Below are 25,989 nucleotides of genomic sequence, written 5' to 3'. Positions count from 1 at the left end.
CGGGCGAGACTGGATCCCGGCCGTACTCGCGCCCGCACGGGGAAGGATGATCCCCGGGGGCCCGGCTCGGCCCACGAGCAGAGGGCCCGCGGGTCCTCCGAGGAGTAAGGGGCGCCTGGTGTTCACCAGCGTACTGATGATCGAGAAGGCCCTGACGTCCGCCGACGTGGAGTTCGTCACCACCCTGCACGGCGACGAGCCGGTCGCCTTCCACGTCCTGCTCCAGCCGCGCGGCGAACAGGCCGACCGGCTGCTGAGAGCCATCGACGACGTCGCGCTCGGCGAGCTCGACGAGGCCGTGCGCGAGGGCGAGACCCCCGAGGGCGAGGAGGCCCGCTCCATGGGCGAGCGGGCGCTCGCGGTCTCCCTCCAGGCGCTGCGCGCGACCGGCGACACCGCCGAGGGCCGCCTTGTCACGGACCACCCGCTGGACGCGCTGAAGAAGCTGGTGGAGGAGGTCGGCGCGGACGAGGTGATCGTCCTGACCGACCCGCACTACGTGGAGGAGTTCTTCCACCGCGACTGGGCCTCCCGGGCCCGCCACAAGGTCGGCGTGCCGGTGCTGAAACTCTTCTCCCACAGCAAGGCATAGGCTGGGGCCGCGCTCTCCCGAGCTCGGCACGCGAGGGCGCGAAGACCGTCGTCCCGCTCGTCGCACCACTGGGAGAACACGCATGGCACCCGGCCTTCCCACCGCCATGGACCGACCGCACTTCATCGGCATCGGCGGCGCCGGGATGTCGGGCATCGCCAAGATCCTCGCGCAGCGCGGCGCGAGCGTGGCCGGCAGCGACGCCAAGGACTCGGCGACCGCCGACGCCCTGCGCGGCCTCGGCGTCACCGTGCACATCGGGCACGCCGCCGGGCACCTCGCCGACGACGCCAGCTGCGTCGTGGTCTCCTCCGCGATCCGCGAGGACAACCCCGAGCTGCGGCGCGCCGCCGAGCTGGGCATCCCCGTGGTGCACCGCTCCGACGCCCTCGCGGCCCTGATGGACGGCCTGCGCCCGATCGCGGTGGCCGGCACCCACGGCAAGACCACCACCACCTCCATGCTGGCGGTCGCCCTCACCGAGCTGGGCCGCGAGCCGTCGTACGCCATCGGCGGCGACCTCGACGCCCCCGGCTCCAACGCGCTGCACGGCACGGGCGAGATCTTCGTCGCCGAGGCCGACGAGTCCGACCGCAGCTTCCACAAGTACGCGCCCGAGGTCGCGATCATCCTCAACGTGGAGCTGGACCATCACGCGAACTACGCGTCGATGGAGGAGATCCACGCGTCCTTCGAGACGTTCGTCGGCCGGATCGTCCCCGGCGGCACCCTGGTGATCTCCGCCGACCACGAGGGCGCCCGCGAGCTGACCCGCCGCCTGGACGGCTCGGTGCGGACCGTCACGTACGGCGAGTCCGCGGACGCCGACGTGCGGGTGCTGTCGGTCGTCCCGCAGGGGCTGAGGAGCGAGGTGACCGTCGAGCTGGACGGCGCCCCGCTCACCTTCACCGTGTCGGTGCCCGGCAAGCACTACGCGCACAACGCGGTCGCCGCCCTCGCCGCGGGCGTCGCGCTGGGCGTCCCGGCTGCCGAGCTGGCCCCCGCGCTGGCCGCGTACACCGGCGTCAAGCGCCGCCTCCAGCTGAAGGGCGAGGCGGCCGGCGTCCAGGTCGTCGACTCCTACGCGCACCACCCCACCGAGATGACCGCGGACCTGGAGGCGATGCGTTCCGCCGCCGGGGACGCCCGCATCCTGGTCGTCTTCCAGCCCCACCTGTTCTCCCGCACCCGCGAGCTGGGCAAGGAGATGGGCCACGCCCTCGCCCTCGCCGACGCCTCGCTGGTCCTCGACATCTACCCGGCCCGTGAGGACCCGGTCCCCGGCGTCACCAGCGAGCTGGTCATCGAGGCGGCCCGCGCGGCCGGCGCGGACGTGACGGCCGTCCACGACGCGGCGGAGGTCCCCGCGGCGGTCGCGGGAATGGCCGGGCCCGGCGATCTGGTTCTCACCATGGGAGCGGGCGACGTCACCGACCTCGGCCCGCGCATCCTGGACCGTCTGTCGAACTAAGGGGCTGGAACCTCATGCCGTACGACGTGGAGAAGCCGGACGAGCAGTGGCGCGCGGAGCTGTCGCCGTCCGAGTACGCGGTTCTGCGCCAGGCGGCGACGGAACCGGCCTTCACCGGTGAGTACACCGACACCAGGACCGAGGGCGTCTACTCCTGCCGTGCCTGCGGCGCGGAGCTGTTCACCTCGGACACGAAGTTCGCGTCGCACTGCGGCTGGCCGTCCTTCTACGACCCGAAGGACACCGACGCCGTCGAGCTGGTCGAGGACCGCTCGCACGGCATGGTGCGCACCGAGGTGCGCTGCGCCCGCTGCGGCTCGCACCTCGGGCACGTCTTCGAGGGCGAGGGCTATCCGACGCCCACGGACCAGCGGTACTGCATCAACAGCATCTCGCTGCGCCTGCGGCCCGCCGAGTCCTGATCCGCCGGCCCGCTCCTCGCCACCCGGCCGGCGCCAGGCGGCCGAGGAGCCGGGCCGCCGCGGCCCGCCCGGCGAGCCGGCCGCGCGGACCGGGCGGCACGCGCGTCCTCACCGCGCCCCCCGCGACGGCAGCCGCACCGTGAACACCGTCGCGCCCGGCCGGCTCGTCAGGTCGATGTCGCCGCCGTGGGCGCGGGCCAGGGAGCGGGCGACCGCCAGGCCCAGCCCGCTGCCGCCGCGGTCGCGGGTGCGGGCCTTGTCGACGCGGTAGAAGCGGTCGAAGACCCGCTCCCGGTGGTCCGCCGGGATGCCCGGACCCGCGTCGGCGACGCGCACCAGGGCCGTGCCGCCGACGGCCGCGACCTCGACGGACACCTGGGTGCCGGGCGGGGTGTGCACGGCGGCGTTGGCGAGCAGGTTGTCCAGCACCTGCCGTATCCGCTGCGGATCGAGGCGGAGGAACAGGGGGGCGGAGGCGTTCACCGTCACGGTGAGCGGGTGCGCCGGGCGGCCCGCCCGGAACGCGTCCGCCGCCTGCTGCACTAGCTCCGTCAGATCCGTGTCGGCCGTCCGCAGCGGCGCCTCGACCTCGGCCGCGTCCAGCCGGGCGAGCAGCAGCAGGTCGTCGAGCAGGACGCCCATCCGTGCCGCCTCGGCCCGCAGCCGTCCCAAGTGCTTCTCCCGCTCGGCGGGTTCGTTCGCGGCGGCGTACTGGAACAGGTCCGCGTAGCCGCGCACCGACATCAGCGGGGTGCGCAGTTCGTGCGAGGCGTCCGCGACGAACCGGCGCAGCCGCAGCTCCGCCTCCGCGCGGACCGCGAGGGAGTCGTCGATGTGCTCCAGCATCCTGTTGAACGCCGTGCGCAGCTCGACCACTTCGCGTCCGCCGTCGCGTCCGTCCGCGCGCAGCGGCAGCCGGGCCGCCGACTCGGTCAGGTCGTGCGAGGTGATGCCGTGAGCGGTGTGCGCCATGTCGCTCAGCGGTTTCAGCCCGCGCCGCAGCATCCGCCGCCCGAGCACCACCAGCGCCGTCAGCGCCAGCGCGAACACCACCACCTGCACGGTGACCAGCCGTTCGACGGTCTTCTCCACGTCCTCCACCGGAGCGGCGCTCACCAGCACCACCCCCGGCTCCACCTCGCAGCCGCGCAGCCGGTACGTGCCCTCCCCGTCGATCCGCGCGGTGCGCATCAGCTCGGTGTCGGAGCGCGCCATCGCCCGTGCCAGGTCGGCCAGCGGGCGGGTGTCGCCGGGCACGTCGGCGGGCCTGCGCAGCGTGACCCCGCCGCCGCTGACGTCGTACACCGCCGTGTACCAGCCGTAGTACGGCTTGCGCCGTACCGTGCCGTGGGCCGCCGCGTCCTTGGCCTGCACGGTCTGGATGAGCTTCAGCTGCTCGCCCAGCTGCTGTTCGAGGTAGTCCCGCATGTACGCGGTGAGCGCCGTGCCGACGACCGCGAACACCGCCAGCGACAGCACCCCGAGGCCCAGCGCCAGCCGGGTGCCCAGCCGCATCCGCCGGTAGGTGTCCCGCAGCCGCCGGGCCGCTGCCCTCACTCCGCCGCCTGCCGGATCACGTACCCGAAGCCCCGCACGGTCCGGATCAGCGGCGCGCCGGTGGCGTCCAGCTTGCGCCGCAGCCGGCTGACCACCAGCTCCACCACGTTGGACCGGCCGCCGAAGCCGTACTCCCAGACGTGGTCCAGGATCTGTGCCTTCGTCAGCACGGTCGGCGAGCGGCGCATCAGATAGCGCAGCACCTCGTACTCGGTCGGGGTGAGCGCCAGCAGGTGCTCCCCGCGCCGCACCTCCCGGGTGTCCTCGTCCAGCGTCAGGTCGCCCACCCGCAGCACCGACCGCTGGAAGTCCGGGCCCGCGCTGCGCCGCAGCACCGTCCGCAACCGCGCCATCAACTCCTCGACGGCGAACGGCTTGACCAGGTAGTCGTCCCCGCCCCGGGTCAGCCCCGCCACCCGGTCGGCGACCCCGTCCCGCGCGGTGAGGAACACCACCGGCACCATCCGCCCGGAGCGGCGCAGCCCGTCCAGCACCCCGAACCCGTCGACGTCCGGCAGCATCAGGTCCAGCACCACGATGTCCGGGCGGAACGCGTCGGCCCGGCGCAGCGCCTCCGCACCGGAGTGGGCGGTGACCGCCTCCCAGCCCTCGTACCGGGCGACCGTCGCCACCAGGTCGGCTATCGGAGGGTCGTCGTCCACCACGAGCAGTCGCACTCTGTCCACCCGCCCATACTGCTCCACCGCGTCCCTCCCGCCCGAGGGCGGTGCACGACCGGAACCCGATCGACAGCGAACCGACAGGGAACCGACAGGCGGCCGCCGGACGGTCCGGTCGCGGCGGACGGTTTGCCGCGCCGGGGGCCTGGGCAGGTGGCGGCATGGACCCCGGTCGCCCCGCCTCCGGGGTCCCGCGACGTCCGGGCCCCGCCGGCTCCGGCGTCTACACTCGACCGGCACCCGGCGCGGGCGATCCCGGCCGGCCATCCTCTGCCACCCGAAGGGCAAGCGACGTCTTGATACGGATCGACTCAGTCACGAAGCGGTACCCGGACGGCACGGTGGCGGTCGACCGGTTGTCGCTGGAGATCCCCGACCGTTCGATCACCGTCCTCGTCGGCCCCTCGGGCTGCGGCAAGACGACCACCCTGCGCATGATCAACCGGATGGTCGAGCCCACCGAGGGCACGATCCTCCTCGACGGCGAGGACGTCCGGCGGCAGCCGGTGACCACCCTGCGCCGCTCCATGGGCTACGTCATCCAGAACGCGGGCCTCTTCCAGCACCGCACCGTCGCCGACAACATCGCGACCGTCCCCCGCCTGCTCGGCTGGGGCAAGCGGCGCGCCCGGGAGAGGGCGGCGGAGCTCATGGAACGGGTGGGCCTGGACGCCTCCCTCGCCCAGCGGTACCCGTACCAGCTCTCCGGCGGCCAGCAGCAGCGCGTCGGCGTGGCGCGGGCGCTCGCCGCGGATCCCCCGGTGCTGCTGATGGACGAGCCGTTCTCGGCCGTCGACCCGGTGGTGCGCAAGGGACTCCAGGACGAACTGCTGCGCATCCAGGACGAGCTGGGCAAGACCATCGTCTTCGTCACCCACGACATCGACGAGGCGATCAAGCTGGGCACCATGGTCGCCGTACTGCGCGAGGGCGGCCGGCTCGCCCAGTACGCCCCGCCCGCCGAGCTGCTGTCGCACCCCGCGGACGCCTTCGTCGAGGACTTCCTCGGCGCCGACCGGGGCATCCGCCGGCTGTCCTTCTTCACGTCGGACGCGCTGGAGCTGACCACCGACGCGGTGGTCCCGGCCGACGCGCCCGCCGAGCGCCTCACCGCCACCGAGGCGCCGTACCTGCTGCTGACCGACGCCGGCGGCCGCCCGCTCGGCTGGCGGGAGCGGGGGAGCACCGGCGACCCGGGGCGACTCCTGCCGTACGGACGGCCGTTCGTGCCCGGTACGGACTCGCTGCGGGCCGCGCTCGACTGCGCGGTCCTCTCGCCCACCGGCTGGGCGGTCGCCGTGGACGCGGACGGCCGGGTGACCGGCGTGGTCTCCCAGCAGACCATCGGCGAGGCGATCCGCGCCGCCCACACGGCGGCCGGCCCGGAACCCGCCCCGGCGCGCGGCGGGGACGGGAAGGCCGCCGGATGAGCGGCTTCTTCGACGTCCCCAGCGACCTCCAGCACAGCTGGGCCGGCCTGGTCGGGCTGCACCTGCGGGAGGCCCTGCTGCCGGTGGCCGCCGGGCTGCTGCTCGCCCTGCCGCTGGCCCTGCTGTGCGGCCGGTTCCGCCGGCTGTACCCGCCGGTGCTCGGCGTGACGACCGTGCTGTACGCGGTGCCGTCCCTGGCGTTCTTCGTCGTCCTCATCGACTACACCGGCCAGACCGAGCTGACTGTGATGATCCCGCTGGCCCTCTACAGCCTGGTGGTGCTGGTCCCGGCGATCGTCGACGGCGTGCGCGCGGTGCCGGACGAGACCCTCGCCGCGGCCACCGCCATGGGCTTCGGCTCCGTACGGCGCTATCTGCAGGTGCAGTTGCCGATCGCCGCGCCCGCGATCATCGCGGGGCTGCGGGTCGCCACCGCGTCCAGCATCTCCCTGGTGAGCGTCGGAGCCCTGATCGGCAACCAGGGCGCCCTCGGCAACCTGATGGCCGCCGCGCAGAAGTACGACCGGCCCGAACTCGCGGTGACGGCCGTGCTGACGACGGCGGCCCTGGCGCTGCTGTGCGACGTCGCGCTGGTCGCCCTGCGCCGGGTGCTGACGCCCTGGACGCCTCCCTCCGGACGGCGGCGGACCGCCGCCCCGCGCGAGGAACTCCTCACGAAAGGCGGCGCCCGGTGAACGTCCTCCACTTCGTCCAGGCGTTCTTCGGCGACAGCGCCCACTGGCACGGCTACGACGGCATCCCCACGCGCTTCCTGGAGCACGTCCGGTACACGCTGCTGGCCCTCGCCGTCGCCGCGGCGGTCGGACTGCCCGCCGGACTGCTGACCGGACACACCGGACGCGGCGGCAACGTGATCGCCCTCGTCGCCAACGCCGCCCGCGCACTGCCCAGTTTCGGCCTGCTGGTGCTGGCCGTGCTGCTCATCGGCTTCGGCCTGCTGCCCGTGATGATCCCGCTGGTCGTGCTCGCCGTGCCGCCGATCCTGGTGACCACGTACGAGGCGGTCCGCACCGTCGACCCGGCCCCGGTGGACGCGGCCCGCGGGATGGGCATGCGCGAGTCGCGGATCCTGTTCCGGGTGGAGGTGCCGGTGGCGCTCCCGCTGATCCTCAGCGGCCTGCGGTCCGCCGCCGTCCAGATCGTGTCCACGGCCACCATCGCCGCCTACGTCAGCCTCGGCGGGCTGGGCCGGTACATCGTCGACGGGCTCTACCAGCGCGACTACGAGAAGGTGACCGGCGGCGCGACGCTGGTGGCGGTCCTCGCCCTCGTCACCCTCGCGCTGTTCTGGGCCGTGGAGCGGCTCGCGGTGTCGCCCGGAGTGCGCCGCCGCTGACATTCGATCAGTTGTGCGACAAATGTGACCCTGACGTTCTTGACCGGGCCCGAGACGGCTGGATTGGATCGGTGGATGACTTCCACGGCGCAGAGCAGCAGATCGAGGACGAGGCACACCGGGGCGGCGGCGGTCGCGCTCACCGCCGCGGCGGCGCTGCTCACGGGCTGTTCCTCCGGCGACACCTCCGACAACCCGCTCGACGGCGGGAAGGCCGAGGCGGGCACCGTCGTCGTCGGCTCGAACAACTTCGCCGAGAGCACCCTGCTCGCCGACATCTACGGCGAGGCGCTGCGCGCCAAGGGCCTGAAGGTCACCTACAAGCACAACATCGGCAGCCGTGAGACGACCTACGGCCTGATGAGGAACGGCTCGGTGACCGTCCTGCCGGAGTACAACGGCTCCCTCCTCGCCCACCTCGACCCGGAGGCGGAGCAGACCTCCGCCGAGGCGGTCAACGAGGCGGTCAGGGCCGAGCTGGACCAGCAACTCACCCTGCTGGAGTCGTCGCCGGCCGAGAACAAGGACTCGGTCGGCGTCAACGCCGCGACGGCGAGGAAGCACGGCCTCACCGCCGAGTCCACGCTCGCCGACCTCAAGGACATCGCGCCCGAGCTGGTGATCGGCGGCTCGCCCGAGTTCCAGACCCGGCAGCAGGGCCTCAAGGGCCTCGAGACCGTCTACGGGCTGAAGTTCAAGGCCTTCAAGGCGTTGGACGCGGGCGGCCCGCTGACCCAGGCGGCCCTCACGCAGAACGAGGTGCAGGCGGCGGACGTGTTCACCACGGACCCGGCCATAGTGAAGGAGAAGTTCGTCGTCCTGAAGGACCCGGAGAACCTCTTCGGGTTCGCCAACGTCACCCCGCTGGTCCGCAAGGACGGGCTGCCCGAGGAGGGCGTCGAGGCGCTGAACGCGGTCTCCGCGAAGCTGGACACGAAGACGCTGCTCGACCTGGACGCCCAGGTGCAGTTGGAGAAGAAGGACCCGCTCGACGTGGCCAAGGCCTGGCTGGCGTCCGCCGGTCTGGACTGAGAGGCCGCCGCACGGGGTGCGGCGGCCCGGCCCGCCGCACCCCGCGGGCTCATCCCGCGACGGCGGTCGCCTGCGCGATCAGCAGGTCGATCAGCGCGATCAGCACGTCCCGCGAGGACTCCCGCTCCCGCGCGTCGCACAGCAGCACCGGCACCCCTGCCGGCAGCGTCAGCGCCTCCCGGATGTCCTCCACCGGGTACGGGTGCTCACCGTGGAAGCCGTTGACGGCCACCACGAACGGGATGCCCCGCCGCTCGAAGAAGTCGATCGCGGCGAAACTCGACTTCGGCCTGCGCACGTCCACCAGGACCACCGCGCCCAGCGCGCCGACGGCCAGGTCGTTCCACATGAACCAGAACCGCTGCTGCCCCGGCGTGCCGAACAGGTACAGCACCAGGTCGTCCGAGACGGTGATCCGGCCGAAGTCCATGGCCACCGTGGTGACACGTTTCTCCTCGACGCCGTCCAGGTCGTCGACGTCCAGGCCCGCCACGGTCAGCGGCTCCTCGGTGCGCAGCGGCCTGATCTCGCTGACCGAGCCGACCATGGTCGTCTTGCCCACGCCGAAACCGCCGGCGATCAGGATCTTGACCGTGTCGGGCGCCCCGCGGTCGGCGGATGCCCGGGCACCGGTGTCAGAGCCGGCCAAGGCCTTCCCTCACTTTCTGCAGCAGGTCCGGATCCGGAGTGGTGACGGGACGCGGCGCACGGACGGTGATCCGGCCCGCCTCCAGCAGGTCGCAGAGCATGATGACGACCACGCTCACCGGCAGGTCGAGCCGCGCGGCGAGCTCGGCGACCGCCATCGGCCGGGCGCACAGCCGCAGGATCCGCGTGTGCTCGGGCTGCGGCCGGGCGGCCGTCTCGGGCTGCGGGTCCGCCGCCGTCACCGTCGTGATGAGCGTGAAGTCGGCGCGGCTCGGCCGGGTGCGGCCCCCGGTCAGGGTGAACGGCCGTACCAGCCGGCCCGCCGAGTCGCTGCCGCCCACCTCACACGCCTGGGTCGTCGGCGGCACCGCTGGTGTCCCGCGGGGCCGCGCTGAGATGCTCGCCGATCTTCTTCACCAGCATGTTCATCTGGTACGCGACCACGCCGACGTCCGCCTTCGGGCCGGTCAGCACCACCAGGTGGGCGCCGGGTCCCGCCGAGGTGAGGATCAGGTAGCTGTGCGCCATCTCGATGAGCGCCTGGCGCACCGGGCCGCCGCGGAAGTCCATGCTGACGCCCTTGCTCAGGCTCATCAGACCGGAAGCGGTCGCTGCCAGGCGCTCGGCGTCGTCGCGCAGGAAGCCGGTGGACTTGCTGACCACCAGGCCGTCCTCGGAGAGCACCACGGCCTGGTTCACGTCGGCGACCCGTTCCACGAGTCCGGTCAGCAACTGGTCCAGCTGGGTGTGGGTGGCGGGCAGGGGGCGTGTCATGGCGGTGTTCCTTCGTCGGCGTTCAGCGGTCGGCGTCAGCGGTCGGTGTCGGGTGCCCGGAGGGGGGCGTGGGGACGCGCGGTGGCCCGTCCGGGACGGTGGGGCCGGCGTCGTCGTCCTCGGGCACGTCCCTCTCCGGCACGTCCCCGACGGTGTCCCGGGCCCGGAACGTGCCCTGCTGGAAACAGGACAGGGAGGAGGCGGCCCGCTCGGCGGTGAAGTCGTCGTCGCACGAGTCCGCGGTGGCGGGATCCTCGAGCAGCTCGGCGGCGAGGCTGGTCTGCGGCACACGCCGGGGGAGGGGCGCGAGGCCGCCCTTGCGGGGCGCGGGGCCGTGAGGGCCCGGTGCGACGGCGGCGGCCTCGGAGCGGTTCCGTGCGGACGCGGCGGGTTCGCGACGCGGATCTCCGGGACCGGAGCCGGCCCGGGTCGCGTCAGGGAGGTCCTCCGTGGCCCCGCGGCCGTCCTGAGCGCCCCCGGCGTCCTCCCCCGCGGCCGGGGCGTCCTGCGCCCCCGCGCTCGCCGGAGCCCTGCGCGCGGCGCCCTGGCGGTCCCGCGTCGGAAGGGGACGGAGCGGGGCGGCGCTCGGGGTGTCCGCCTCCGTGGCGGTGGGGGAGGAGGACGCCCCCCGCGCCGCGTCCGGCTGTCCGTCGGAGACGACGACCTCGTGCGGGAGCAGCACGATCGCCGTCGTCCCGCCGTACGGCGACGGGCGCAGGGTGACCGCGATGCCGTGCCGGTGCGCGAGCTGGGAGATCACGAACATGCCGAGGCGCAGGTCGTCGGCGAGCGCCACCACGTCGAACTGCGGCGGCTCGGCCAACTGGGCGTTGAGGGAGGCGTAGTCCTCCTCCGGCATGCCGAGCCCCCGGTCCTCGACCTCCACGGCGAGGCCCTTCGCGACTATGGCCGCCCGCACCGTGACGGGGCTCGGCGCCGGCGAGTACACCGTGGCGTTGTCGATCAGCTCGGCGAGCAGATGGATCACGTCGGCCACCGCGGGCGGCGCGAGGGACACCTCCTCGTCGACGAACACCTCCACCCGCTGGTACTCGGCGACCTCGCCCACCGCACTGCGCAGGATGTCGATCAGCGCGACCGGCTCGCTCCAGCTGCGGCCGGGGCGCTCCCCGCTGACGATGACCAGGTTCTCCTCGTACCGGCGCAACTGGCTGGCGACGGAGTCGAGTTCGTACAGACCCTTGAGGACCTCGGGGTCGGTGTGCCGGCGCTCCAGCGTGTCCAGCTTGCTGAGCTGGAGGTTGACCAGGTTCTGGCTCTGCCGCGCGATGCCCAGGATGATCTTCTGGAAGCCGCGCCGGGTGTCGGCGAGTTCGACGGTGGTGAGGACCGCCGTGCGCTGCGCGGTGTTGAACGCCTGCGCCACCTGACCGAGTTCGTCGTGCCCGTAGTCGAGGGGCGTGGTCGCCGACTCCGGGTCGACCTTCTCGCCCCGCTCCAGCCGGGCCACCACGTCCGGCAGCCGCTCCTGCGCCAGGCTGAGGGTGGCCAGCCGCAGCCCGCGCAGCCTGCGCGACAGCGAGCGGGTGATCCGCCAGGACAGGCCCACGCACAGCAGCAGCGCGAGCAGTCCCGCCGCGCTCAGCGAGGCGGCCGTCACCAGCAGGCCGCGCGCCTCGTCGGCGCTGCGGGTGAGCAGCGCGTCGGTCTGCTGCCGGATCATCTCGCTGTACTGCGGGGCGACCTTGGCCATGGCCGCGTCCCACCGGTCCCGCAGGTCCGGCAGTTCCACCTCGCGCGCCTCCCCCTCGGCCGGGGTGGCCAGCACCTGGTCCTCGACCGCCTCCAGCGCGCGCCACTCGGGGCTCTGCAGGATCCGCTCGGTCTGCGTCTTGATGTCACCGCTCAGCAACGGCACGATCTGGTCGCCGACCAGCCAGCGCCGGGTGTGCACCAGCGCGGCGAACTCCTGCCGGCGCTCGGAGTCCAGGCGGCCGGACGGCCAGGCGAGGGTGAGCAGCGCGTCCTCCCGGGAGACCAGTTCCACCGCGTGCTCCAGCGCCACCAGCGGCTGCGCCTGGGAGGTGAGGTCGCCGTCGTCGACCTGGGACAGTTCCTGGAAGGCGTGGATCTGGTCGTCGATGACCGACGTGTACTGCTCCAGCGCCTCCTCGGCGGTGATGTCGCGGGGGTTGTCGATCTGGTCGCGGTAGTACTCCAGGCTGCCCACCGAGCCGAGCACCGAGTACAGCCGGTCCGAGATGCGCGCCGGCGCCTCGGCGATCGCGTCGGCCTGTCCCATGAGCCGTGCCACGGAACGGTCGGTGGCGCGCCGCTGGGCGACCAGGGCGGACCGTGAACCGTCCGGCCCGGCGAGCCAGTCGGCGGTCAGCGCCCGCTCCCGCTGGAGGTCGAGCGCGGCGTGCGTGCCCATCGCGCCGGTGGACCGGCTCAGCTGGGTCTGGGACCGCAGCTCCAGCCCCTCGGAGAACATGCGGATCGTCGTCAGGCCCCACAGCCCGGCGAGCGTGACACAGGGCACCAGGGCGAGCAGGATCAGCGAGAGGCGTATGGAGCCGAGACGGCGCCGGGCACCTGTCCGTGGAGGCATCGTGGTCCTAGAGCGGTCGGGTGGTGGGGACGGTACGCACGGCGGCCGTCAGCGGGTTCCGGCGGCGGCGAACCCGGCGACCGAGTCCGCCTCCGCCTTCGTGACGAACGCCGGCCCGGTGAGGACGGGCGCGACCCCGCCGCCGCTGACGTTGCCGTTGGTCCGGTACAGCCACAGCGCGTCCACGGCGAGGTAACCCTGGAGGTAGGGCTGCTGGTCGACGGCGAACCGCACGTTGCCGCCGCGCACGGCCTCCACCAGTTCCTTGTTCAGGTCGAAGGTGGCGACGTCCGCGTCACTGTCCGCCTCCGCCGCCGCGTCGACCGCGGTGAGCGCGACGTCGGCCCCGTTGGTGACGACCTGGTCGATGGTGGAGTCCTGGCGCAGCCGGGCGGCGAGGATCCCGGAGACGGCCCGCTCGTCGGTGCCGTCCACGTACAGGTTCTCGGTGGTGCCGCGGAACGTCTTCTTCACGCCGGCGCAGCGGGCCTCCAGGCCGACGTTGCCCCGCTCGTGCACGACGCACAGCGCGTGCCGGGCCTTCAGCTCGTTCAGCTTCTCGCCGACGGCCCGGCCGGCCAGGCTCTCGTCCTGGCCGAAGAACGTCAGCAGCCCGGCCTTCTGCCACGCGTCGAGGCCCGAGTTGAGGCCGACCACGGGGATGCCGGCGGCCCGCGCCTCGTTGACCGGGCCCTTCATGGCCTGCGGCTTGGCCAGGGTGAGCGCGATGCCGTCGACTCCGTCCCGGACCGCCTCGCGCACCAGGTCGGCCTGTCCGGCCCCGTCCGGGTCGCTGAGGTAGGTCAGTTCGACGCCGTCCCGGGCGGCGGCCGCCTCGGCGCCCTTGCGCACCCGGTCCCAGAACACGTCGCCCTCGCTGCCGTGCGTGACGAGGGCGACCCGCATCCCCCCGGAGCCGCGCGCCGCGTTCGTGTCCCCGTCCCCCTCGTCCCCGCCGGAGGCGGAACAGCCCGCCACGAGCAGACCGATCGCGGCTGCCAGGACCGCCGTGCGGCGTCTCGGGATACGGCGGGACGGGGAACGAGTGTTCATGAGGAGCGCGGACCTCGCTGTGCGGCAGAGCAGGTGCGGAGGAGAGACACCGACGGATCCGGGCCACGACGGCGTACGGCCGTCCGGGTGACTCTCGCTGGCCGGAGCCAACCGCGTGGAACCACCGGTCGTCAAGTGAACAGCCACGTGAAGTGAGGCGCCGCTGCCGCATTGTGATGAACCGTGAGGACGAAAGGGACGGACGCGCACGCTCCGTGCGGCACGCGGGGGCGCGCGTACGGACGCCGGGCGCGCTGTTCCGCCGCACGGCGCGCGCCCCTTATGTCTCGTCTGTTCAACCGGCCCCGCCCGCAGGGGTGATGAACGCCCGCGCACAGTGAGTTATCGTGTACGGGGCGTTACGACAAGCGGCATGGAGCGTTGTTTTCCGGCCACAGGAGTGCAGTCGATGGCAAGGCAGGTACGCGCCGAGAAGACCCGCGCGACGATCATCACGGCCGCCGCCGACCTGTTCGACCGGCAGGGCTACGAGGCGACCAGTCTCAGCGACATCGTCGCGCACGCCCGCGTCACCAAAGGGGCCCTCTACTTCCACTTCGCCGCCAAGGAGGACCTCGCCCACGCCATCCTGGAACTGCAGTCCGCGACCTGCCGCCGGCTGGCCCGCGACACCGGAGTGCGCGGCCGCACCTCCCTGGAGGCGCTGATGCGCCTCACCTTCTGCATGGCCCGGACGTCCGCCGAGGACCCGGTGCTGCGGGCCGGTCTGCGCCTGGCCACCGGCACCACCCGGCCGCGCCCGCCGCTCAGCCACCCCTTCACCGAGTGGCTCGACATCGTCACGGCCCGGCTGGCGGGCGCCGTCGAGGAGTCCGACGTCCACCCGGACGCCGACATCGACGTCGTCGCCCACTCCCTGGTCTGCTTCTTCGTCGGCACCCGGGTCGTCGGCCGCGCCCGCGAACCCGTCACCCGGCAGCCCCGCCGCACGGCCGAGATGTGGCAGCTCCTCATCCGCGGCCTGGTCCCCGTGACCCGCCGCGCCCGCTACCTCTCCCTGGCCGCACGGCTGGAACGGGAGACCGCGCCGCTGTGACGCACGGCGCGCGGCGGCGTGGCGGGTTACGGTGAGCCCCATGCCCGACACCCACGCCGCCCCCGTGATCGTCGCCGACGAGCCCGGCACCTTCCCGTACGGCGTGCTGGCCGAGCGGCACCCCGCGATCGTCCGCCAGGTCGCGGAGGACACCCCCTACGGCCCGCGGCAGCGCCGCGCGCTCGACGCCCTGCGCACCGAGTGCACCGAGGGCGTGATCACCCCGCTGCCCGGCGAGGCCCACGACCACGACCGCTGGGCCGCCTGGGGCATGGACGCCCACGCCGGCCGCTCCTGGCACGACGTGCCCTGGCTGTGGGCGGAGAGCTGGTTCTACCGCCGGCTCCTGGACGCGGTCGACTACTTCACGCCCGGCCCCTGGCAGGGCATCGACCCCTTCCGCCCCGCCAAGCTCGCCGAACTCGACGCGCCCGCCACGGACGAGGAACTCGCCGCGCTCGACGGCCTCGAGGACCGCCCCGAGGACGAACGGGCCCGCGCCCTGCTGCACGGCTCCCTCTGGGGCAACCGCGCCGACCTGGGCTTCCGCATGTCCGCCGAGGGCGCCGAGGAGACCGCCGCCGTCCCCGCCCTCGTGGCCGACGACAGCGAGCGCCTGTGGTCCCTGCTCGACGGTTCCCCGCCCGGCACCCTCTGCCTGGTCGCCGACAACGCCGGCCGCGAACTCGTCCCGGACCTCCTGCTGACCGCCCACCTGCTGGCCCACGGCGGCATCACCCGCGCCGTCCTGCACGTCAAGCCGCACCCGTACTACGTCTCCGACGCCACCACCGCCGACGTCCTCGACGCCGTGCGGCGGCTCACCGCCGCCGAGGGCGCCGCCGGGGCGTACGGACGCACCCTGCGCGCCGCCCTCACCGACGGGCGGCTCGACCTGCGCGCGCACCCCTTCTCCTGCGCGCCCCTGCCGTACAGCGACATGCCGGACGACCTGCGCGCCGACTTCGCCGGGGCGACCCTCACCGTCCTCAAGGGGGACCTCAACTACCGCCGCCTCGTGGGCGACCGGTACTGGCCCCCGACCACCCCCTTCGCCGACGTCACCGCCTGCTTCCCGGGCCCGGTCGCCGCCCTGCGCACCCTGAAGTCCGACGTGATCACCGGACTGACCCCGCGGACCGAGGCGGCGCTGGACGCGGAGGAAGGCGGGCGCTGGCGCACGAGCGGCACGCACGCCCTGGTCCAGGTACGGACCTGACCCCTCAACTCCCGTTTCCGGGGAGGGTTCACGCGAAGGTGTGATCACGCGGCGGCCGGCGGATGCGGCCGGAGCGGCGCGGGTAGCCCCCGCCCATGACGCAGCCCTTCGAACTCCCGCACTTCTACATGCCGCACCCCGCGCGCCTCAATCCGCACGTGGACCAGGCCCGGGCCCACTCCACGGCCTGGGCGCGCGAGATGGGCATGCTGGAGGGCAGCGGGGTCTGGGAGCAGGCCGACCTCGACGCGCACGACTACGGCTTGCTCTGCGCCTACACGCACCCCGACTGCGACGGCCCCGCGCTGTCCCTCATCACCGACTGGTACGTGTGGGTGTTCTTCTTCGACGACCACTTCCTGGAGAAGTACAAGCGCACCCAGGACCGCGTCGGCGGCAAGGCCCACCTGGACCGGCTGCCGCTGTTCATGCCGCTGGAGCCGGGGACGCCCGTGCCCGAGCCGGAGAACCCGGTCGAGGCGGGTCTGGCGGACCTGTGGGCGCGGACCGTGCCGGCGATGTCCGCGGACTGGCGCCGCCGGTTCGCCGTCGCCACCGAGCACCTCCTCAACGAGTCCCTGTGGGAGCTGTCCAACATCAACGAGGGGCGCATCGCCAACCCCGTCGAGTACATCGAGATGCGCCGCAAGGTGGGCGGCGCCCCCTGGTCGGCCGGGCTCGTCGAGTACGCCACCGCCGAGGTGCCGGCCGCCGTCGCCGGGACCCGCCCGCTGCGGGTGCTCATGGAGACGTTCTCCGACGCCGTGCACCTGCGCAACGACCTGTTCTCCTACCAGCGGGAGGTCGAGGACGAGGGCGAGCTCAGCAACGGCGTCCTCGTCCTGGAGACCTTCTTCGGCTGCACCACGCAGGAGGCCGCCGACCTGGTCAACGACGTCCTCACCTCACGGCTGCACCAGTTCGAGCACACCGCCTTCACCGAGGTGCCCGCCGTGGCCCTGGAGAAGGGGCTCACCCCCGCCGGGACCGCCGCCGTCGCCGCGTACGCCAAGGGGCTGCAGGACTGGCAGGCGGGCGGCCACGAATGGCACCTGCGCTCCAGCCGCTACATGAACGAGAATGCCCGGCCCGGCGCCTCCTGGCAGACCCTGACCGGCCCCGGCACGTCCGCCGCCGACGTCGGCGCGCTGCTCGCGAGGGCCGGCGCCGAGCGGCTGCGCCCGTACCGGCACGTGCCGTACCGGAAGGTCGGGCCGTCGATCATCCCTGACATCCGGATGCCGTTCCCGCTGAGTCTCAGCCCGGCCCTGGAAGGGTCCCGGCGGCACCTGCTGGAGTGGTCGCACCGCATGGGCATCCTCAGCGAGGGCGTCTGGGACGAGGACAAGCTCGCCAGCTGCGACCTGCCGCTGTGCGCGGCGGGCCTGGACCCGGACGCCACCCAGGAGCAGCTCGATCTCGCCTCCGGCTGGCTGGCCTTCGGCACCTACGGAGACGACTACTACCCGCTGGTCCACGGCCACCGCCGCGACCTGGCCGCCGCCCGGCTGACCACGGCCCGCCTGTCGGCCTGCATGCCGCTGGACGGCGAGGAGGTCCCGCCCCCGGCCAACGCCATGGAGCGGTCCCTGATCGACCTGTGGGCCCGCACCACGGCCGGCATGACGCCCGAGCAGCGCCGCCCCCTGCGGACGGCCGTGGACACGATGACCGAGTCGTGGGTGTGGGAGCTGTCCAACCAGATCCAGAACCGCGTCCCGGACCCGGTGGACTACCTGGAGATGCGCCGCGCAACCTTCGGCTCCGACCTCACCCTCGGGCTGTGCCGCGCCGGGCACGGTCCCGCGGTCCCGCCCGAGGTCTACCGCAGCGGCCCCGTCCGCTCCCTGGAGAACGCGGCCATCGACTACGCCTGCCTGCTCAACGACGTGTTCTCGTACCAGAAGGAGATCGAGTTCGAGGGGGAGATGCACAACGCGGTCCTCGTCGTGCAGAACTTCTTCACCATCGACTACCCGACCGCGCTGTCCGTCGTCGCGGACCTGATGAACCAGCGCATGCGCCAGTTCGAGCACGTCGTGGAGCACGAACTGCCCGTCGTGTACGACGACTTCCAGCTGTCGGAGGAGGCGCGGGCGGTCATGCGGGGCTATGTGGCCGACCTGCAGAACTGGATGGCGGGCATCCTCAACTGGCACCGCAGCGTCGACCGGTACAAGGACGAGTACCTGTCCGGGCGCGTGCACGGTTTCCTGCCGCACCGGCCCCCGGCGCCACCCGTTCTCGTCTGACGGCCGGCCGCCATGGAACCCGCAGTTCTCCGCCCCCGGCCGATGCCCGGCGCCCCTGCCGGCACGCGGCCGGGCCCCGGTCCGGTCCGTCCCGCCGCCACGGAAGGGCCGCCCTCCGGGCGGTCGCGGGCGCGCCGGGCGGCGACCGCGCTGCTCGCCGCCGCGGCGGGGCTGGTACTGCTGCTGTCCGGCGTCGGCCTGGGCGTGCTCGGCGCCGCGCTCGCGGGGCCGGGGTGGCCGGCGGGCGCGGTCGCCGCGTCCGTGCCCGCCGCCGCCCGGCTCGGGGTGGAGGTGACCGATGCCGGCGGGCCCGGGGCCCTGGTGGTCGGCGTGCACGTCCCCGGCCCCGGTTTCGCGGCCGGCCTCCGGGAGGGCGACCTGCTGCTCGCCTTCGGCGCCACCCGCGTCGACTCGGCCGCGGACCTGGCGCGCGCCGTGGCCGGCACCCGGCCGGGCACGGAGGTCCGCCTGACCGTCCGGCACCGCACGGGCGGGTACGAGCAGCTGACGGCGGTCCCCGGGATCCTCACGTAGCGGCTCCGTGGCACGCCCCGGCACGCTGGGGACGCGTGGCGGGGTGCGCGGACGCGGACGCGCGGCTCGGGGCGCGTGGACACGTGCCGCGGGACGCAGGGCGGGGCGTGGATGCCTCGCGCCGGAGTGCCGGAGTACTGGAGTTCCGGAGCGGCGGAGCCGGGGATCCCGTCCCCGTAGGGGGACATCTCCGGGGGCAACCCCGGCAACCGGCTCGCGCCGCACCCGTTCGGCGGGCAGGATGCTGCCCGTAGCCCCGACGTCCGCCCTGGGAGGCACCCCGGATGACCGGCACCGCGCCCGTGCCCTTCACCGCCGACGACTACAAGGCCCGCATGGACCGGGCGGCGCGGCAGGCCGCCGACGCCGGACTCGCCGGGCTGCTCGTCGCACCGGGACCGGACCTGGTGTGGCTCACCGGCTACACACCGCCCGCCGTCACCGAGCGCCTCACCCTGCTGGTCCTGGCAGCCGGCCGGGAACCCGTGCTCGTCGTCCCCGCCCTGGAGGCCCCGGACGCCGCGCGGGCCACCGGCGCGCCCGCCCTCACCCTGCGCGACTGGACCGACGGCAAGGACCCCTACGCCCTCACCGCCGCCCTGCTGGACGCCCGGGGGCGGCTCGGCGTCAGCGACAACGCCTGGGCGCTGCACCTGCTGGCACTGCAACAGGCGCTCCCCGGCACCTCGTACGTCTCCCTCACCGAGGCGCTGCCGATGCTGCGCGCCGTGAAGGACGCCGCGGAGCTGGAGCGGCTCGCCGCGGCCGGCGCCGCCGCCGACGCCGCGTTCGAGGAGATCAGGCACGTGCGCTTCTCCGGCCGCCGGGAGTCCGAGGTGGCCGCCGACCTCGCCGCCCTGCTGCGCCGGTTCGGCCACTCCCAGGTCGACTTCACGATCGTCGCCTCCGGACCGAACGGCGCGAACCCGCACCACGAGGCGGGTGACCGCCGGATCGAGCGCGGCGACATGGTCGTCCTGGACTTCGGCGGCCTGAAGGACGGCTACGGCTCCGACACCTCCCGCACGGTGCACGTCGGCGAACCGTCCGAGGAGGAGCGCCGGGTGCACGACCTGGTGCGCGAGGCGCAGGAGGCGGGCTTCCGCGCGGTGCGGCCGGGGGCCGCCTGCCAAGACGTCGACCGGGCGGCCCGGGAGGTCATCGCCGACGCCGGGTACGGCGAGTACTTCATCCACCGCACCGGGCACGGCATCGGCGTCACCACGCACGAGCCGCCGTACATGATCGAGGGCGAGGAGCAGCCGCTCGTCCCCGGCATGTGCTTCTCCGTCGAGCCGGGCGTGTACCTGCCGGGGCGGTTCGGGGTGCGGATCGAGGACATCGTGACCGTCACGGAGGACGGCGGGCGGCGGCTGAACGACACCGAGCGGGAACTGGTCATAGTGGACTGAGCGGCCCCGCCGCTGCCTCCCGCCCGTCCTTCCCTGCCTCTCCCGTCCCTCCCTGCCTCTCCCGCCCGTCCCTCCCTGCCTCTCCCGAACGGCAATGGCGCGACCATGACCCAGGCACCGACACCCACCGTTGACACCGTCCGCCGACTGGCCCGGTCCCTGCTCGAGGACAGCGGGCAGGGCGCCGGCGCGTCCTCCGCCGACCCCGACGTGCGGTCGGCCCTCGACGTGCGGCCCGCCGCCGGGGGCGCCGGCCCCACCGCCTGGTGGGTCGGCACCCGGTATGTGCTGCACCTCGCCCCGGACCGCGCGACCGGCACGCGGTGGCGGCGCGAGCTGCGGCTGCGGGAGCTGGTGCGCCCGCACGTCCCGGTCGCGCTGCCCGTCGGGGTCGCGCAGGGCGAGTGGGCGCCCGGGCTGCTGTGCACGCTGGACACCCGGCTGCCCGGCGGCACGGCGGAGGAGAACACCGTGTCCGCCGTCGGCGAGACCGACCTGGCGGGCCTGTTCACCGGGCTGCACCAGGTGCCGGTACGGCAGGCCGAGGCGCTGGGCGTGCCCCGCGTGCCCCCGCGTTCGCTGGAGACCCTGCGGCGGGCCGCCGGGGAGGCCGTCGCGCTGCTCGACAAGGAGGACGAGTTCGAGGCGGCGAGGCTGCGTCAGTTCACCCGGACGGCGACGGCGCAGCTCGCCGCGCAGGCCGGCTCGGCGGTGCTCGTCCATCACGCCCTCACCGGCGAGAACCTGGTCGTCGGGGCGGACGGCCGGGTGCGGGGGGTGCTCGGCTGGGACGCGGCGGTGGTCGGCGACCCGGCCGAGGACATCGCGGGCCTGGCCCGGGCCGTCGGCGCCCCCGCCGCGGTCCGCGCAGCCACGCTGGCGGGCTACGGCGCCCGCCCCTGCCTGCGCGGCCTGTGGCTGGCCCGCTGCGACTGCGTCGTCCAGCTCGCCGAGGCCCTGGTCCACAACGCCACCGCGTCGCTCCCCCTGTACCGCGCCCGCCTCCGCCGGGCCTGGGAGCCGATCATGCTGGAACGCGTCACCGACCTGCGCGACAGCGACGCGGCCCCGTAGGGCACGGCCGCCCCGCAGGGGCGAGGCGCCACAGGCGTCCCGGATGCGGGGCCGGTGACCCCGCCCCGCGCCCGGGACGCGGACGCCTCACTCCTGCAGCAGCACCACCGCCGACTCCCCGGGCAGGCGGAGCAGGCCGTCCGGCCCCGGGGCCTCGACCGGGTCCCACGCCGCCAGGACGCGGGCGTCACGCGAGCCCAGGGGGATGTCGGCCGGGGCGGTGCCGAGGTTCACGGCCACGCGGACGTCGCCGCGGCGGAAGGCGAGCCAGCGGCGGTCCTCGTCGTACGCCACCTTGGTGTCGGCGAGGTCCGGGTCGGTGAGGTCGGGCTGGTCGCGGCGCAGCGCGAGGAGCTGCCGGTACCAGGCCAGCACCCGCGCGTGCGGCTCCCGCTCCGGCTCGGACCAGTCCAGGCAGGAGCGGTCACGGGTGGCCGGGTCCTGCGGATCCGGGACGTCCTGCTCCGCCCAGCCGTGCGCCGCGAACTCCCGGCGCCGGCCCTCGCTGACCGCCTTCGCCAGCCCCGGGTCGGTGTGGTCGGTGAAGAACTGCCACGGCGTGCCCGCCGCCCACTCCTCGCCCATGAACAGCATCGGGGTGAACGGCGCGGTCAGCGTCAGCGCCGCCGCGCAGGCCAGCAGCCCCGGGGAGACCAGCCCGGCCAGCCGGTCGCCCTGGGCGCGGTTGCCGACCTGGTCGTGCGTCTGGCTGTAGCCGAGCAGGCGGTGCGCGGCCACCCGGGTGCGGTCGAGCGGGCGTCCATGGCGCCGGCCCCGGAAGCTGGAGTACGTGCCGTCGTGGAAGAAGCCCCCGGTGAGCGTCTTGGCCAGGGCCGCCAGCGGGGCCCGCGCGAAGTCGGCGTAGTAGCCCTGCGACTCGCCCGTCACCGCGGTGTGCAGGGCGTGGTGGAAGTCGTCGTTCCACTGCGCGTGGATGCCGAGGCCGCCGTTCTCGCGCGGGGTGATCACCCGCGGGTCGTTGAGGTCGGACTCGGCGATCAGGAACAGCGGCCGGCCGGTGTCGGCGGCCAGGTCGTCCACGGCCTGCGACAGCTCCTCCAGGAAGTGGCGCGCGCGGGTGTCCACCAGCGCGTGCACCGCGTCCAGACGCAGCCCGTCGATCCGGTAGTCGCGCAGCCACGCCAGCGCGCTCTCCACGAGATACGCGCGCACCTCGTCCGAGCCGGGCGCGTCCAGGTTGACCGCCGCGCCCCACGGCGTGTGGTGCGTGTCGGTGAAGTACGGGCCGAACTGCGGCAGGTGGTTCCCCGACGGGCCGAGGTGGTTGTGCACCACGTCCAGGACGACGCCGAGCCCCAGCGCGTGTGCCCGGTCGACGAACCGTTTCAGCCCCTCGGGCCCGCCGTACGGCTCGTGCACGGCCCACAGCGAGACCCCCTCGTACCCCCAGCCGTGCCGGCCCGGGAACGGGCACACCGGCATCAACTCCACGTGGGTGACGCCGAGATCGACGAGGTGGCCGAGGCGTCCGGCGGCGGCGTCGAAGGTGCCCTCGCGGGTGTACGTGCCGACGTGCATCTCGTAGAGCACCGCGCCGGGCAGCGGATGCCCGCGCCACTCGGCGCGCCACTCGAAACGGTTGTGGTCGACGACGGCGCTGAGCCCGTCGGGCCCGTCCGGCTGACGGCGCGACCGCGGGTCCGGCAGCACCGGGCCGTCGTCCAGCGCGAAGCCGTACCGGGAGCCGTCGTGCGCCTCGGCCTCCCCCCGCCACCACCCCTCCCGCTCGGGATCGTGTTCCAACGCGCGCGTGACGCCGTCGCACCGGAGCGTCACTCGGCCGGCCTGTGGTGCCCACACCTCGAACTGCACGGACGGTTCCCCTTCGTCTGCTCACCGTGATGAAGCGCCTCCATCGTGCGGCATCGGAGATCAATTCGCCGGGGGATCCGCCGTTTTGCGGCGGGTGTCGCCCGAGGCGTGCGTGCCGGGCGGCCGGGGACCGCGTGGGGCGGGGGACGCCCCGGCGCACGGCGGCAGGCGAGGGCGGGCCTTCCGCTTGCCGGCTTTCTGGACAGCCCACCTCCCACTGACCGACAATCACCAGCGTGACGTCGTCCTTCGAGTTCTCCACGTACCCCGCGCGGCTCTCCGACGCGGAGCGCGACAAGGCGCTGAGCGTGCTGCGGGACGGCGTCGCCAAGGGCCGCCTGTCCCACGACACGTTCATCCGGCGCATGGAACTGGCGCTCGTGGCGCGGCGTGCCGATGAACTCGTCGCGCTCACCGCCGACCTCCCGCGCGAGAGCCGCTTCTCGCGCGTGGTGTTCGGCTCGGTGGAGGCGGTCTCCGGGTTCACCGTCCGGCTGCGCCGGGCCTGGCGGGCCGAGAAGCTGCCCAAGCTGCTGCTGCCGCACCCCGCGCACGGCCACCCGCTGCGGATAGGGCGTGACCCGGCCAACGGGCTGCGGCTCGCCCACGAGACGGTCTCCCGCGTGCACGCCGAACTCACCCACCAGGGCGGCCTGTGGGTGCTGCGCGACCTCGGCTCCACCAACGGCACGACGGTGAACGGCCGTCGGGTCGTCGGCGCGGCCGTCGTCCGCGAGGGCGACCAGGTGGGCTTCGGCCGGATCACCTACCGGCTCGCCGCCAACTGACGACTCCGCAGGGGTTGTCGACGCGTAACAGTGTTGACGCGGCCCCGGCTGTCGTGGCTGACCGCAGGGGCGCCTCGCACTCCCCGCACGGCCCGTGCTCCCCGTGCCTCCCGCACGGCCTGTACGTCCGGTGGAACCGGCTGAGGACGGAGTACCAGGCCCGGGGGGTCCTCACTGTGGGCGCCCTCGCGGTACGGCGGACACCCGGAGCCTCCCGTTCGGGTGAGCCGGGCTGGGGTCCGGGGCCCACCGTGCCGATGCACCGGGAATGACACACATCTCGATGAAGACGGTAGGGGCGGGGCTGTCCGCCGCCGCGCTCCTCCTGCTCGCCGGCGCGACACCCACGGCCCACGCGGACACCGCGCCGGAGTCCGGGAACTGGCTGATGCTCGGCGTCAGCCACGAGGGCGCCCCGGCCGGGGCGGAGGGGGGCACGCTGCTGCGGTGCGACCCGCCCGGCGGCAGCCACCCGCACGCGGAACAGGCCTGTGCGGACCTGGCGGCGGCGGACGGCCGCATCACCGCCCTCCCCGCGGAGGACGCCCTCTGCCCGATGATCCACGCCCCGGTCACGGCCCACGCGCAGGGCATGTGGCGCGGCCGCCCGGTCAGCTGGTCGGAGACCTTCCCGAACACGTGCACGCTGCGTGCCCGCACAGGGGCAGTGTTCGCGCTGGACGGGACCTGAGCCGCCTCCCTGCCATCCGGCGGGCGCGCCGCGACGCCACGGCAGGCCCGCCGCAGGCCGGCGCGCCGGCTGCGGAGCCGCCTGCCCCCAGGGGGCGTGACGACCGTCCGCCCCCACCCGGCCGGGACGGGCCCGCAGCGCCCCGGAGACGTCCCCGAGCCCCCTCACATCAGCCCCGCCCGCGCCTGCCGCGCCGCCGCCACCACCGTGCGGGACTGGTGTTCCACCTGGTGCCGCACCGGGACCCACCGGGCCCGGAAGCGGGTCGCGAAGGCGTCGCTCCAGTGGGCGACCAGGTGGTCCAGGCGGGCCGCCGCCTCGGCGTCGGTGTCGCGCAGAGCGCGTCGCAGCATCGCCGCCGCCCGCAGCGGCACCCGCCGCGCGAAGGCGTCCACGCTGCCGACGTAGGCGCGGGTGCCGTCCGCCGGCGGGGTGCGGACCAGATCGGCGGCCAGTCCCGGCACCAGCTCCAGCACCCAGGTGGCCGCCCGCAGCAGCGGGCCGTCGGCCTCGGCGGGCGGTGGCCAGGACCGTGCGTCCTCCAGCACGTGCCGCACCTCGCCGGCGTCCCGCAGCAGCCGTTGCGCGAGCGCGTGCATCGCGGTGTCCGGCGCCGGATGCGGGGCCGGGTCGTCGACCAGGTCGCTCGCCCACATCGGCACCTCGACCACCGCGGTCAGACCGCCGTACCGGTGCGCGTGGTACCAGGTGCTGTGCCGGGCGTCGTCGGTCAGGCTCGGGTAGGCGGGCGCGGTTTCCGGCGCGGGCATCACGTGCACCCCGGGTCCCGACGCGGGCCAACCCGCCGCGTCCGAGGCGCCCGTCTCCACCGGGATGTGCAGCTCGGCCGCCGACTTGGCGAAAGGTTCCGCCAGTCCGGGCACGTCCCGGGTCAACTGCACCCAGCTGCCACCCAGATCGGTGCCGTGCAGGGACACCTGGAGGAAGGGCCGCAGCTCGTCGATCACCCCGGTCAGCGCCCGCGTCTCCGGGGGCAGCCGGTCGGCGGGCAGCACCGAGGGCGCCCACTCCGGCTGCTCGGGGCCGGCCGGGCGGAAGAAACCGAGGTGGTAGTCGTACAGGCTGCGCGGCGCCGGCGTGACGTGCAGGCTCGCCCCGTCGGGATCCGCGCACAGCAGGAAGTGCCAGGAGACGCCGTCCCGCAGCTCCCGCTCGAGCAGGGCGCGCCGGGCCAGCGCCAGCAGCGTCCCGTTGCCCGCGGGCTCGTTGGCGTGGGCGCCCGCCACGACCAGCACGGCGTGCCGGGCGCGCCCGACGGACAGCAGGTGCAGCGGCCGTCCCCCACGGGACACCCCCACCTGTCGCAACACGCACAGCCCCGGCCACTGGACGGCCAGCCCCCGGGCGGAGAGGACCAGCTCGGCCACCGTCGGATAGCGCGACTCCCGCAGCGGACCCACCCCCCGTCACCGCCGGCATCCGCACTGCGCAGTACCCCACGGCCGGAAGGTGGTGTCAAGGCAGTGCGGGGAGCCGCCAGGGGGCGCTCGGAGGCACACCACGGCCCTCTTCCCCGCACG

At 74.2% G+C, this 25,989-nt stretch carries 24 protein-coding genes; 15 read left to right on the top strand and 9 right to left on the bottom strand.

Annotated features, from left to right (window positions below; translation table 11 throughout):
- Window positions 1-118 precede the first annotated feature (118 nt).
- The 3 genes from C1708_RS07345 (at window position 119) to msrB (ending at window position 2,485) form a co-directional block, all read left to right on the top strand.
- Window positions 119-592 (top strand): indole-3-glycerol phosphate synthase, encoded by a 474-nt coding sequence (locus tag C1708_RS07345; RefSeq protein WP_198602422.1) that lies wholly within the window; start codon window positions 119-121, stop codon window positions 590-592.
- Between the two features lie 82 nt (window positions 593-674).
- Window positions 675-2,063 carry a UDP-N-acetylmuramate--L-alanine ligase gene (gene murC, locus C1708_RS07340; RefSeq protein ID WP_106411887.1) on the top strand — a complete coding sequence of 463 codons (1,389 nt, stop codon included), beginning with the start codon at window positions 675-677 and terminating at the stop codon, window positions 2,061-2,063.
- Between the two features lie 14 nt (window positions 2,064-2,077).
- On the top strand, window positions 2,078-2,485 hold the full coding sequence (msrB, locus tag C1708_RS07335; protein ID WP_106411886.1) for a peptide-methionine (R)-S-oxide reductase MsrB: 408 nt from the start codon (window positions 2,078-2,080) through the stop codon (window positions 2,483-2,485).
- 108 nt (window positions 2,486-2,593) lie between these two features.
- On the opposite strand, the gene C1708_RS07330 is transcribed toward msrB, so the two are convergent.
- Both C1708_RS07330 and C1708_RS07325 read right to left on the bottom strand, forming a co-directional pair.
- Window positions 2,594-4,000 (bottom strand): sensor histidine kinase, encoded by a 1,407-nt coding sequence (locus C1708_RS07330; RefSeq protein WP_106411885.1) that lies wholly within the window; start codon window positions 3,998-4,000, stop codon window positions 2,594-2,596.
- Between the two features lie 38 nt (window positions 4,001-4,038).
- Window positions 4,039-4,728 (bottom strand): response regulator transcription factor, encoded by a 690-nt coding sequence (locus C1708_RS07325; RefSeq protein ID WP_106411884.1) that lies wholly within the window; start codon window positions 4,726-4,728, stop codon window positions 4,039-4,041.
- 290 nt (window positions 4,729-5,018) lie between these two features.
- On the opposite strand from C1708_RS07325, the gene C1708_RS07320 reads away from it, so the two are divergent.
- From C1708_RS07320 to C1708_RS07305, 4 genes are all read left to right on the top strand, one after another.
- Window positions 5,019-6,152 (top strand): ABC transporter ATP-binding protein, encoded by a 1,134-nt coding sequence (locus C1708_RS07320; RefSeq protein WP_198602421.1) that lies wholly within the window; start codon window positions 5,019-5,021, stop codon window positions 6,150-6,152.
- Entirely contained in the window at window positions 6,149-6,847 is a 699-nt protein-coding gene (locus C1708_RS07315) for an ABC transporter permease (RefSeq protein ID WP_106411883.1), read from the top strand. Before C1708_RS07320 ends, C1708_RS07315 begins: the two co-directional genes overlap by 4 nt.
- Window positions 6,844-7,509: an ABC transporter permease gene (locus C1708_RS07310; protein ID WP_106411882.1), complete on the top strand. Its 666-nt coding sequence runs from the start codon at window positions 6,844-6,846 to the stop codon at window positions 7,507-7,509. The genes C1708_RS07315 and C1708_RS07310 overlap by 4 nt, the downstream gene beginning before the upstream one ends.
- 75 nt (window positions 7,510-7,584) lie before the next feature.
- Window positions 7,585-8,541 (top strand): ABC transporter substrate-binding protein, encoded by a 957-nt coding sequence (locus C1708_RS07305; RefSeq protein WP_106411881.1) that lies wholly within the window; start codon window positions 7,585-7,587, stop codon window positions 8,539-8,541.
- A gap of 49 nt (window positions 8,542-8,590) precedes the next feature.
- Here C1708_RS07305 and C1708_RS07300 read toward each other — a convergent pair whose 3' ends face one another.
- Genes C1708_RS07300 through C1708_RS07280 form a run of 5 tightly spaced genes read right to left on the bottom strand, consistent with a single transcriptional unit; the run spans window position 8,591 to window position 13,588 of the window.
- Window positions 8,591-9,190, bottom strand: coding sequence for a GTP-binding protein (locus tag C1708_RS07300; protein WP_106411880.1), 600 nt, complete (start codon window positions 9,188-9,190; stop codon window positions 8,591-8,593).
- Entirely contained in the window at window positions 9,177-9,530 is a 354-nt protein-coding gene (locus tag C1708_RS07295) for a DUF742 domain-containing protein (protein WP_106411879.1), read from the bottom strand. Before C1708_RS07295 ends, C1708_RS07300 begins: the two co-directional genes overlap by 14 nt.
- A gap of 1 nt (window position 9,531) precedes the next feature.
- Window positions 9,532-9,963, bottom strand: coding sequence for a roadblock/LC7 domain-containing protein (locus C1708_RS07290; protein WP_106411878.1), 432 nt, complete (start codon window positions 9,961-9,963; stop codon window positions 9,532-9,534).
- A 22-nt stretch (window positions 9,964-9,985) separates the two neighbouring features.
- Window positions 9,986-12,535: a sensor histidine kinase gene (locus tag C1708_RS07285; protein ID WP_106411877.1), complete on the bottom strand. Its 2,550-nt coding sequence runs from the start codon at window positions 12,533-12,535 to the stop codon at window positions 9,986-9,988.
- Between the two features lie 48 nt (window positions 12,536-12,583).
- Window positions 12,584-13,588 carry a substrate-binding domain-containing protein gene (locus C1708_RS07280; RefSeq protein ID WP_106411876.1) on the bottom strand — a complete coding sequence of 335 codons (1,005 nt, stop codon included), beginning with the start codon at window positions 13,586-13,588 and terminating at the stop codon, window positions 12,584-12,586.
- Window positions 13,589-13,997: 409 nt separating this feature from the next.
- Between C1708_RS07280 and C1708_RS07275 the strand changes: the two genes are divergently transcribed.
- The 6 genes from C1708_RS07275 (at window position 13,998) to C1708_RS07250 (ending at window position 21,136) form a co-directional block, all read left to right on the top strand.
- A complete protein-coding gene (locus C1708_RS07275) occupies window positions 13,998-14,645 on the top strand; it encodes a ScbR family autoregulator-binding transcription factor (protein ID WP_106411875.1) in 648 nt (215 codons plus the stop codon).
- A 40-nt stretch (window positions 14,646-14,685) separates the two neighbouring features.
- Entirely contained in the window at window positions 14,686-15,864 is a 1,179-nt protein-coding gene (locus C1708_RS07270) for a damage-control phosphatase ARMT1 family protein (RefSeq protein ID WP_106411874.1), read from the top strand.
- A 95-nt stretch (window positions 15,865-15,959) separates the two neighbouring features.
- Window positions 15,960-18,116, top strand: a complete 2,157-nt coding sequence (gene cyc2, locus C1708_RS07265) for a germacradienol/geosmin synthase Cyc2 (RefSeq protein WP_106411873.1) — start codon at window positions 15,960-15,962, stop codon at window positions 18,114-18,116.
- A 12-nt stretch (window positions 18,117-18,128) separates the two neighbouring features.
- Complete coding sequence (locus tag C1708_RS07260; RefSeq protein WP_106411872.1) at window positions 18,129-18,650, top strand: PDZ domain-containing protein; 522 nt, start codon at window positions 18,129-18,131, stop codon at window positions 18,648-18,650.
- 284 nt (window positions 18,651-18,934) lie between these two features.
- Entirely contained in the window at window positions 18,935-20,062 is a 1,128-nt protein-coding gene (locus C1708_RS07255; protein WP_106411871.1) for an aminopeptidase P family protein, read from the top strand.
- 105 nt (window positions 20,063-20,167) lie between these two features.
- Window positions 20,168-21,136: an aminoglycoside phosphotransferase family protein gene (locus C1708_RS07250; RefSeq protein ID WP_106411870.1), complete on the top strand. Its 969-nt coding sequence runs from the start codon at window positions 20,168-20,170 to the stop codon at window positions 21,134-21,136.
- A gap of 87 nt (window positions 21,137-21,223) precedes the next feature.
- Here the strand turns inward: C1708_RS07250 and treZ are convergent, their stop codons facing one another.
- Window positions 21,224-22,969 carry a malto-oligosyltrehalose trehalohydrolase gene (gene treZ, locus C1708_RS07245; RefSeq protein WP_106411869.1) on the bottom strand — a complete coding sequence of 582 codons (1,746 nt, stop codon included), beginning with the start codon at window positions 22,967-22,969 and terminating at the stop codon, window positions 21,224-21,226.
- 236 nt (window positions 22,970-23,205) lie between these two features.
- On the opposite strand from treZ, the gene C1708_RS07240 reads away from it, so the two are divergent.
- Both C1708_RS07240 and C1708_RS07235 read left to right on the top strand, forming a co-directional pair.
- Window positions 23,206-23,757 carry an FHA domain-containing protein gene (locus C1708_RS07240; RefSeq protein WP_106411868.1) on the top strand — a complete coding sequence of 184 codons (552 nt, stop codon included), beginning with the start codon at window positions 23,206-23,208 and terminating at the stop codon, window positions 23,755-23,757.
- A gap of 283 nt (window positions 23,758-24,040) precedes the next feature.
- On the top strand, window positions 24,041-24,448 hold the full coding sequence (locus tag C1708_RS07235; protein ID WP_106411867.1) for an SSI family serine proteinase inhibitor: 408 nt from the start codon (window positions 24,041-24,043) through the stop codon (window positions 24,446-24,448).
- 164 nt (window positions 24,449-24,612) lie between these two features.
- On the opposite strand, the gene C1708_RS07230 is transcribed toward C1708_RS07235, so the two are convergent.
- Window positions 24,613-25,869, bottom strand: a complete 1,257-nt coding sequence (locus C1708_RS07230) for a M14 family zinc carboxypeptidase (protein ID WP_106411866.1) — start codon at window positions 25,867-25,869, stop codon at window positions 24,613-24,615.
- Between the last annotated feature and the right edge of the window lie 120 nt (window positions 25,870-25,989).

Origin of the sequence: Streptomyces sp. DH-12 (assembly GCF_002899455.1) — a bacterium.
GTDB lineage: Bacteria > Actinomycetota > Actinomycetes > Streptomycetales > Streptomycetaceae > Streptomyces.
This window is presented reverse-complemented; position numbering and strand designations above follow the sequence as displayed.

Bases quoted from the DNA above. Each gene is read 5' to 3' on its own strand.
- C1708_RS07235 (WP_106411867.1), top strand. From the start codon at position 24,041: ATGAAGACGGTAGGGGCGGGGCTGTCCGCCGCCGCGCTCCTCCTGCTC.
- C1708_RS07260 (WP_106411872.1), top strand. From the start codon at position 18,129: ATGGAACCCGCAGTTCTCCGCCCCCGGCCGATGCCCGGCGCCCCTGCC.
- C1708_RS07255 (WP_106411871.1), top strand. From the start codon at position 18,935: ATGACCGGCACCGCGCCCGTGCCCTTCACCGCCGACGACTACAAGGCC.
- murC (WP_106411887.1), top strand. From the start codon at position 675: ATGGCACCCGGCCTTCCCACCGCCATGGACCGACCGCACTTCATCGGC.
- C1708_RS07250 (WP_106411870.1), top strand. From the start codon at position 20,168: ATGACCCAGGCACCGACACCCACCGTTGACACCGTCCGCCGACTGGCC.
- C1708_RS07275 (WP_106411875.1), top strand. From the start codon at position 13,998: ATGGCAAGGCAGGTACGCGCCGAGAAGACCCGCGCGACGATCATCACG.
- C1708_RS07280 (WP_106411876.1), bottom strand. From the start codon at position 13,588: ATGAACACTCGTTCCCCGTCCCGCCGTATCCCGAGACGCCGCACGGCG.
- C1708_RS07285 (WP_106411877.1), bottom strand. From the start codon at position 12,535: ATGCCTCCACGGACAGGTGCCCGGCGCCGTCTCGGCTCCATACGCCTC.
- C1708_RS07305 (WP_106411881.1), top strand. From the start codon at position 7,585: ATGACTTCCACGGCGCAGAGCAGCAGATCGAGGACGAGGCACACCGGG.
- C1708_RS07315 (WP_106411883.1), top strand. From the start codon at position 6,149: ATGAGCGGCTTCTTCGACGTCCCCAGCGACCTCCAGCACAGCTGGGCC.
- C1708_RS07290 (WP_106411878.1), bottom strand. From the start codon at position 9,963: ATGACACGCCCCCTGCCCGCCACCCACACCCAGCTGGACCAGTTGCTG.
- C1708_RS07270 (WP_106411874.1), top strand. From the start codon at position 14,686: ATGCCCGACACCCACGCCGCCCCCGTGATCGTCGCCGACGAGCCCGGC.
- C1708_RS07330 (WP_106411885.1), bottom strand. From the start codon at position 4,000: ATGCGGCTGGGCACCCGGCTGGCGCTGGGCCTCGGGGTGCTGTCGCTG.
- cyc2 (WP_106411873.1), top strand. From the start codon at position 15,960: ATGACGCAGCCCTTCGAACTCCCGCACTTCTACATGCCGCACCCCGCG.
- msrB (WP_106411886.1), top strand. From the start codon at position 2,078: ATGCCGTACGACGTGGAGAAGCCGGACGAGCAGTGGCGCGCGGAGCTG.